Source organism: Dapis purpurea BLCC-M126 (assembly GCF_050015975.1).
Lineage (GTDB): Bacteria > Cyanobacteriota > Cyanobacteriia > Cyanobacteriales > Microcoleaceae > Trichodesmium.
In genome coordinates this window covers 1-8,235 of record NZ_JBNHER010000051.1, presented here as the reverse complement: position 1 = coordinate 8,235, position 8,235 = coordinate 1, and the positions used below count along the sequence as shown (strand labels likewise).

Annotated in this window: 7 protein-coding genes and 1 pseudogene; 7 read left to right on the top strand and 1 reads right to left on the bottom strand. The window is 37.1% G+C overall.

From position 1 onward, the window contains the following. The first annotated feature begins 372 nt into the window (after window positions 1–372). The 7 genes from ACP6PL_RS05010 to ACP6PL_RS04980 all read left to right on the top strand — a co-directional run bounded on the left by ACP6PL_RS05010 (window position 373) and on the right by ACP6PL_RS04980 (window position 7,230). Complete coding sequence (locus ACP6PL_RS05010) at window positions 373–1,230, top strand: biotin--[acetyl-CoA-carboxylase] ligase (protein ID WP_426543184.1); 858 nt, start codon at window positions 373–375, stop codon at window positions 1,228–1,230. A gap of 144 nt (window positions 1,231–1,374) precedes the next feature. Further along, window positions 1,375–2,508: an RNA-guided endonuclease InsQ/TnpB family protein gene (locus ACP6PL_RS05005; RefSeq protein ID WP_426543182.1), complete on the top strand. Its 1,134-nt coding sequence runs from the start codon at window positions 1,375–1,377 to the stop codon at window positions 2,506–2,508. Between the two features lie 228 nt (window positions 2,509–2,736). Then, entirely contained in the window at window positions 2,737–4,698 is a 1,962-nt protein-coding gene (locus tag ACP6PL_RS05000) for a M23 family metallopeptidase (protein WP_426543180.1), read from the top strand. A gap of 416 nt (window positions 4,699–5,114) precedes the next feature. Then, window positions 5,115–5,549, top strand: a complete 435-nt coding sequence (locus ACP6PL_RS04995; RefSeq protein WP_426543178.1) for a Pepco domain-containing protein — start codon at window positions 5,115–5,117, stop codon at window positions 5,547–5,549. Between the two features lie 3 nt (window positions 5,550–5,552). Further along, window positions 5,553–5,873 carry a caspase family protein gene (locus ACP6PL_RS04990; protein ID WP_426543176.1) on the top strand — a complete coding sequence of 107 codons (321 nt, stop codon included), beginning with the start codon at window positions 5,553–5,555 and terminating at the stop codon, window positions 5,871–5,873. Further along, on the top strand, window positions 5,846–6,595 hold the full coding sequence (locus tag ACP6PL_RS04985) for a caspase family protein (RefSeq protein WP_426543174.1): 750 nt from the start codon (window positions 5,846–5,848) through the stop codon (window positions 6,593–6,595). Before ACP6PL_RS04990 ends, ACP6PL_RS04985 begins: the two co-directional genes overlap by 28 nt. Before the next feature lie 17 nt (window positions 6,596–6,612). Continuing rightward, complete coding sequence (locus ACP6PL_RS04980; protein WP_426543172.1) at window positions 6,613–7,230, top strand: GUN4 domain-containing protein; 618 nt, start codon at window positions 6,613–6,615, stop codon at window positions 7,228–7,230. Window positions 7,231–8,012: 782 nt separating this feature from the next. On the opposite strand, the pseudogene ACP6PL_RS04975 reads toward ACP6PL_RS04980, so the two are convergent. Then, window positions 8,013–8,171: pseudogene (locus tag ACP6PL_RS04975) on the bottom strand (PIN domain-containing protein); the annotation flags it as partial. Between the last annotated feature and the right edge of the window lie 64 nt (window positions 8,172–8,235).

The window sequence follows — 8,235 nt, the reverse complement described above, 5'->3', positions numbered from 1 at the left end:
AAATGAAACTACTATTGCTCTATACGCAATAGAAGGAAAATTCCATCACTCATCTGAGTGTTTGAGGAAATGAAACTACTATTGCTCTATACGCAATAGAAGGAAAATTCCATCACTCATCTCGGAGTGCTTGAGGAAATGAAACTACTATTGCTCTATCCGCAATAGAAGGAAAATTCCATCACTCATCTCGGAGTGCTTGAGGAAATGAAACTACTATTGCTCTATCCGCAATAGAAGGAAAATTCCATCACTCATCTCGGAGTGTTTGAGGAAATGAAACTACTATTGCTCTATCCGCAATAGAAAATTTGAGCAGCATAATCTGTCAAAATTTGACCAAGTCATATTTATTAATCGACAGTAAAAAAATTGCCAGAATTTAACCAAACACAATTTATCAACTCCCTATCAAATATTCAGAGACTTAGAACTTCCGACATATCCAACCCTTCGACCCCCAATCATATCCATATTTTTTCCAGCCTCCCCTCAACAAATCAAACCCTTTGGCAACTAATTGACTCAGGAGCATTACCAGGAACCATAGTCATAGCAACCCAACAAACAGCAGGACGCGGACAATGGGGACGAAACTGGATATCAAGCATCGGCGGACTATATATGTCAGTAGCCCCCAAAATATCAATATCCCAAACCCCGCAACTAACCTTATCTACAGCTTGGGGTATAGCCTCAACTTTGCAGGATTATGGTGTACCAGTAAAAATTAAGTGGCCTAACGACTTAATCTTAGAAAATCGAAAATTAGGTGGCATCCTCACAGAAACCAGGATAAACAAGAAAAAAATTTCGACCGCAGTAATTGGTATTGGGATTAACTGGGCTAATTCTGTGCCAGATACAGGCATTAATCTGCAAAGCTATTATAGAAACCAGTCTCAACCAAAAATATCCTCTCTAGAAATGTTAGCTGCAATAGTCTTTCATGGACTAGATTCTGGCATTAAACAACTTTTAGACTCAGGAATAGAAAGTATTTTACCAAGTTATACCCAACTACTGATAAATGTAGGGCAGGAAGTGGTAGTAGAAAATCGTCTTGGCAAAGTATTAGGCGTAACTAATAGTGGGGAGTTAAAAGTAAAAATTAACCCAGACTCAGCTACCTCAAAAACTCAGTCTCAAATATCGCCCTCAGAAATATACCTAAAACCAGGTACGATCAGTCTGGGCTATGGCCAAGTTAGTAAGGGAGTAAGGGAGTAGGGGAGAAATTGAAATACATCTGGTCGTTTTTCCGCAGTAGAAAAAACTTGATATTTGATTTATCAATATCAAAGAACAATGATATAATACATCCGTTAAAAATTATACTATTTATATAATTAGATAAACTACGCTCATGGATAGATGAAATCCGTCAGAACCAAGCTCAAACTGAATAACAAACAAAAAACCCTTTTGGCTCAACACGCAGGCTATGGTAGATGGTGTTATAACTGGGGCTTAAGTCTATGGAATCAGGCATATAAAGATGGTTACAAACCTAACGCCCGTAAGCTTAGAGAAGTTTTTACTAATCAGACAAAACCTCTTTATCCTTGGATGAAGAACTTGTCTTCTAGGGTTTATCAATACGCTTTCCTGAACTTAGGTGAAGCATTTAAGCGGTTTTTTCAAGGGCTAGGTAAATACCCAAAGTTTAAGAAGAAAAGTAGGTCTGATTCTTTCACAATTGATCGTGGTGGAAAACCAATAGAATTAAATGGATGGAATCATAAATTACCTGTTATTGGTATTATCAAAACTTATGAACCTATTGAAGCAACAACTCAAAAAGTAACCATTAGTAGACAAGCAGGTGATTGGTACTTAAGTTGTAGCTACTCCTATACTCCAACTCCAACACCTAAAAAGACAGAAGTTGTAGGTGTAGATCTAGGAGTAAAAACCTTAGCAACTTTAAGCACGGGAGTTTTATTTGAAGGAGCTAAGTCTTACAAGAAATTTGAATATAAGCTATCTAGACTACAATACCTGAACCGTAATAAAATAATTGGTTCTGCTAACTGGAAAAAGGCGCAACTTAAGATAGCGGTATTGCATAGGCGAGTAGCTAACATCCGTAAAGACGCACTTCATAAACTGACAACATACTTAGCCAAGAACCACGGCACTGTTGTCATTGAAGATTTGAATGTCAGGGGTATGTTAGCCAACCACAAATTAGCCAAATCTATAAGTAGACAGTGCTTTTATGAATTTAGAAGACAGCTTGGATATAAGTGCCAATGGTACGGTTGTGAGCTAGTAGTAGAAGATAGATTTTTTCCATCATCAAAGACTTGTTCTAACTGTGGTCATGTCCAAGATATGCCATTAAATCTAAGGACTTATAATTGTCCAGAGTGTGGCTTGTCAATAGATAGAGATTTAAACGCAAGTATTAATTTAAAAAAGCGAGTGCTTAATTCTGAGGAGACCTCAGAATGCAAGACGCACTCAAGAGATGCGGTCGGCTTGATCGTCAATGCCTGTGGATGAGTAACCGCCGACGGCCTCAGTAGAAGCAGGAAGTAAACATGACTATTGTCACTTTATGTGGCGCTTTGTATCACTTTTATAGAGCAGGAAATAATGTCGCTAGAAAACCAATTGATCGTCAATGCCTGTGGATGAGTAACCGCCGACGGCCTCAGTAGAAGCAGGAAGTAAACATGACTATTGTCACTTTATGTGGCGCTTTGTATCACTTTTATAGAGCAGGAAATAATGTCGCTAGAAAACCAAAACCGATCGGTTGAGTCCAACACCCAACCACAGGAAACAACTCCAGAGCAGAACCAAAAGCAAAACTTGATTCAGACCAAACTTCTAACTCACAAGTCCCTCATGCAACTAGGTTGTTGTCTAGCTAGTTTAGGGATGCTTAGTAGAGGTATGGTTTTAGCCGAGATGGTTTTGGAAATAGAAGTTTATGATTATGAACCATCATATCAACCCGCCCCAGTAGATAGTTATTCTCCCCAAACATCTTATTCAGCACCCTCCTATTCACCAGAACCCTACTACGAACCAGAGCCATATTATTCGCCCGCGCCATATTACGAACCCGAACCTTATTATTCACAACCCTACTACGAACCAGAACCATATTACTCTGCTTCACCTAGCTATTCTGAACCATATTATTACGAACCAGAACCGGAACCTTATTATTCTCAACCAGCACCCACTTATTACGAACCCGAACCATCTTACTATTCTCAACCAGCACCAAGTTATTACGAACCGGAACCATACTACTCCCAACCAGCACCAACCTATGAACCGGAACCGGAACCAGAACCCGACAATACTATCTATCTACCAAAAAACCTGTATGTAGCACCTCCGACTAATACTAATCTTAACCTCTCAAAGAAACCCAAAAATGACTTACCACCCCTAACATTACCAAAACCTGAGAAACTTTATTATTATGATGGTTCGACTAATGCTTATATAGATGACACAAATTACAAAGTCGGTGCAACTGAAAGTTATGAAGCACCAAGTACAGTAGTTTTCTCAGAACGTTCCACAGGTGAAGTTGCTCAATATCCAACAAATAATAAAAATTGGAGTGCTGTCGCCGAAAATAATAATAACTGGAGCGCCCCCACTCAGACTAATAACTGGAGTGCGACTACCGCAACAAATAATTGGAGTGCCCCTGCTCAAACTTCTTCTAATAATTCGTGGAATGGGGGAACTCAGCAAAATTACTATTCTCAAAATAGCTACCAAGATTCATCCTACAATAATAGCTATTACTCTTCCAACGGTAGTTATTATTCAGATACCTCTAGTTATAGTCAAACAAGTTACTACTCAAATTCATCCTCTAGTCAAAGTGGTTATTACTCCAGCACCTCTTATGCTCCACACTACTCAGACTCTTCTCAGGGAGTAGAAGTCGCAGCAGTATTACCCGCTCAAGTGCAGGGATTATTTCATAACCCCATATCCCAGTCAGGTTTAGCTTATTATAAACGCACCATGCGACCTCCCGCAGTACCCGGAAATGGTAATACCCGGTTAATATTTCCTCTGTCTATTCCAGCACCCATCACCTCATTATTTGGTTGGAGAGAACATCCAATATTAGGTTATAAAAAATTCCACACCGGAACAGACTTAGGCGCACCAACCGGAACCCCAGTAGTTGCAACTTATGCAGGTCAAGTAGCGATCGCTGACTGGTTAGGTGGTTATGGTGTGACTGTTGTGCTAGATCACCAGAGAAAATCATTGGAAACTCTCTATGGTCACTTATCAGAAATCTTTGTCAAACCAGGAGAGTTTGTACAACAAGGAGAAGTTATTGGACGAGTTGGTAATACAGGAATGTCTACAGGTCCCCACTTACATTTTGAAATGCGACAGTTAACAAAAGATGGATGGGTGGCAAAAAACCCAGATAGTCATATTGAATTTGCCTTAGTGAATTTGATGACAGCATTGAAAGTTACGGAAATACCGCCTGTACCGGAAGTTAGTATTAATGAGTTATTGAAGCAGACTAAAGGATTAGATTCTGGTTTGCCACAACTACCACCTTTACCACCTGGGTTTGAAGTACCCATTCCCGATTTAGAACCGCCAATTTTTGAGTTGACAAAAGCTTCAGAAAAATCTGATGAAGATGTCAAAATTAGTTTAAATGAGCAAGAGAAAAAAGTTGTGGAATAAAGTTAGTTTAATAGGGGAAAATTGACAAAACTCCTAGCTTTTGTAGGTTGAGTTAAGCGCCAGCGCAACCCAACAAAAACCTATATAACAAAAACCTATATATAGTAATCATATTTCAGTTGTGAGTTTTAGTGCTGATTAGGAGTCAGAAGTCGTAGGGGCGATTCACGAATCGCCTCTACAGGAGTCAGAATATAAAAGGGTTTAGATTTATCTTAGTAGTTCTTAAATTCTATCAAAATCATTCCTGATTCCTATATGTTGGGTTTCGGTTTCTCAACCCAACCTACATTACTAAATATAGCGATCGCTCTCCAGAGTTTGTCTAAAAATCAAATAAGTTAAAATATAGCGATTATCTCTAGGCAACGACTGAAAAATGTCCGAAACTTTAAAAATTAGACCTAATTATTATTATGGAAGACAAGAAAATTTGGATTATTGCCGATGAAACTTCTTCAGAAACTTCTGGAGGAAAAAGTTCTGTAGATACTGGAGCTAGTTATGATGATTGGCCAGAAGAATCTCTCGAATCAAGTAGAAAAAGATTTCAGGTTAGAGCCAAAGATGTGAAAAGAGGAGTGTATGAATTTCCCAAAGAATCTACTCAATCAAGTAGAAAAAGATTTCAGGTTAAAGCTGAAGATTTAAAACGAGAAATGTCTGAATTTCTCAGAGTTATTGAAGATGTATTTGATCATACAGATCGAGAAACTTCTAATCTTAAGTTAAAAGAAATAGAATTATCAGTTGAAATTAATGGGGAAGGTCAAATTAATCTACTTGGCATTGGTGGCAAAGCTGGAAGTAAGGGAGCAATTAAACTAAAATTAGAACGTAAGGAGTCTTAAAAGATGGCAAAAAATTGGGCTATTTGTGTTGGAATTAATGATTATGATAATATGCCAACTCTTCAATATGCTCAGAGAGATGCTGAATTAATGCGGGATTATTTTATTGATGAGGCAGGTTTTGAAAAAGAGAATGTTTATTTATTTACGGATAATTCCCCTCAAATTAATGATGCAGGTAAACCTTTTAATTCTCAACCAACTTATGGCACTCTTCAAAGATTTTTACGAGTAAGATATAACAAGGAATTTTTATCCGCAGGTGATAATTTTGGTTCTTTTATAGCGGTCATGGAATGCGTTTTAATGACCGAGATTATTTGATGCCTACTGATGCCGATCCTCATCCAGATGGAGTAGAAGATACTGCTATTCCCCTTTATTTTGTGACAGAAAAGTTAAGGCGATGTGGAGCGGATAATGTAATTTTATTTTTGGATGCTTGTCGCAGTCAGGAAAGTTCAAAAGGTTTAGGTATAGGAGAAGAGAAGCAGAAAGGAGTAATTACATTTTTTTCTTGTAGCCCTAATGAAAGGTCTTATGAAATTGAGGATGAAAAGATACAACAGGGTGCTTTTGCCTATGCTTTATTAGAATCTTTAAGGATTAAAGATGAAGGTAATTGTGCTACTGTTGAAAGATTATATAATAGTATAAGCCATCAAGTTTCCAATATTAATCGTCAGTTTGGAAAGCCTCGGCAAACTCCCTATGCTATTGTTGAACCTGCTACTAAATATCATTTAATTTTGTTGGAAAAGCAGGCAACTGAAAAGGATATTGCTCCTCTTAGAGAAGAAGCATTAGAAGCAGAAAATAGGGGTAATCTAGAATTAGCAGAACAATTATGGACTCGTGTTTTAGCAGTGTCTCTTGATCAAGAAAAATCCTTAAAAGCTTTGAAAAGAATTTGGCATAAGCAGGATAATGTAAAATTAGTTACAACTATTCAAAATACTGATGAGCAGAAAAAACAATCAATAGGAAATAAGGCTGTTGAATCGAGTATAAAAAAACAGATAAAAAATCAGAAAATAATGAAATAAAATCTACTACTAATACTTTGAAGTTAAAAGGTGATTTTGTAGCAGGAATTCTTGGAGTAGGAGTATTGGTAATAGGTCTTTTTCGAGGAGTACCTTACTTATATAAGATACTAATATCACAACTTGAACCACAAAACACTACTAACATAATTGGAGACTATTCTAATCTAGAAAATCTACTAACACAAAAGAAATGGAAAGAAGCAGATCGGGAAACTTTCAATATTATGCTAAAAGTCAGTAACCGAAAAAGAGAAAACGGCCTAGATACAGAGTCGATTAAAAAATTTTCATGTTTACACCTCCGTATGATAGACCTGCTTTGGCAAAAACACAGTGATGACAAATTAGGCTTTTCCGTGCAAAGTGAAATTTATTACAGTTTGGCTGGAACGAAAGAGTATGATGATGAGTTATGGAAAAACTTTGGAGACAAAGTAGGATGGCGCGAAGGAGGAAAATGGTTGTCATATAGTGACTCAAGGTTGTTCAATATCAGCCAACCTGAGCAGGGACGTTTCCCTGTGACTAGGTATTGGCAGGGTAAGTTTTATGTTAATGATATCTTCCTTCGTGCAGAGACTTGTAAAGTCAAACACATAAGCTTTTCAGTCGTCAACAGAAAAAAGTTTTAGAAACTAAATTCTAGTAGTTTTCTTTATTTCAGCATTTTGATACCCTGTTTCAGTTAACAGTTAATAGCGGGACTTAAACAAAATAGAGCCATAAAAAAGGCTCAAATATATACTAGCAAAGGCTTTTACGTCAAAAAGGCATAAATCCTGAATTACCAAGGGTTCTAGCCATTTTTAGGGCATCGACGTAATTCCCTTGTCTAGAGAGACTTTGAGGCATTTTTCCGACCATAAAATGTTTAAGTACCAATAGTTAAGTTTGATGAGTGTGAGCGTCTCGCTCACGCGCGGGAGCAGGATGCTACCACTCACTAAAAGTATTGAGCAATTATAGTTTGCCATCTCTCTGGCAATAGACATCTCCAAAAATAAAAAATAAAATCAATAATCGCACAGAAATCATCAATTATTTCCCTTAGTCTCTCTTTTTAGAACTTGACTCAAACTTCCCAATCTTCTACATTTAATTCACTAATCCTTTGAAATTCAGCAACATTATGAGTGACTAAAATTAAATCATTAGCTATAGCGATTGAAGCTATTTGTAAATCATAAGGCCCGATGGGTGTTCCCACTTTGGTGGTGGTGCATAGTAATGGTAGAGAGAGTGTGGGAAGTTTGAGAGGTGTAGGAAGTGTGGGAAGAAATTAAAAAAATATATATCTTCAACCATTACTATGCAGGACTACCCCCACTTTTTCTAACCTTGTCCGAATCTCCCCATATATTTCTGTACATTTATCATCGAAAGGCAAAGACATAAACCTACTTAAAAAGATTCGTTATTGAAGTAAATTTTGTTGTGATTTTTGACTTTTTATTGCTCCATAAAATAATTCAGATTTGACTACAGAACAGACCACTATATCTCGCGGATTATGACTTTCTAATCTCTGTTTTAAATTGTTATTTAAGCCTTTTAAATAAATAATACAAACATTAGTATCTAATACAGGACTTACGCAAAGACACTATATATAGCGTATACTAAATAGAGCGATGTAG

Bases quoted from the DNA above. Each gene is read 5' to 3' on its own strand.
- ACP6PL_RS05005 (WP_426543182.1), top strand. From the start codon at position 1,375: ATGAAATCCGTCAGAACCAAGCTCAAACTGAATAACAAACAAAAAACC.
- ACP6PL_RS05000 (WP_426543180.1), top strand. From the start codon at position 2,737: ATGTCGCTAGAAAACCAAAACCGATCGGTTGAGTCCAACACCCAACCA.
- ACP6PL_RS04995 (WP_426543178.1), top strand. From the start codon at position 5,115: ATGGAAGACAAGAAAATTTGGATTATTGCCGATGAAACTTCTTCAGAA.
- ACP6PL_RS04990 (WP_426543176.1), top strand. From the start codon at position 5,553: ATGGCAAAAAATTGGGCTATTTGTGTTGGAATTAATGATTATGATAAT.
- ACP6PL_RS04985 (WP_426543174.1), top strand. From the start codon at position 5,846: ATGCGTTTTAATGACCGAGATTATTTGATGCCTACTGATGCCGATCCT.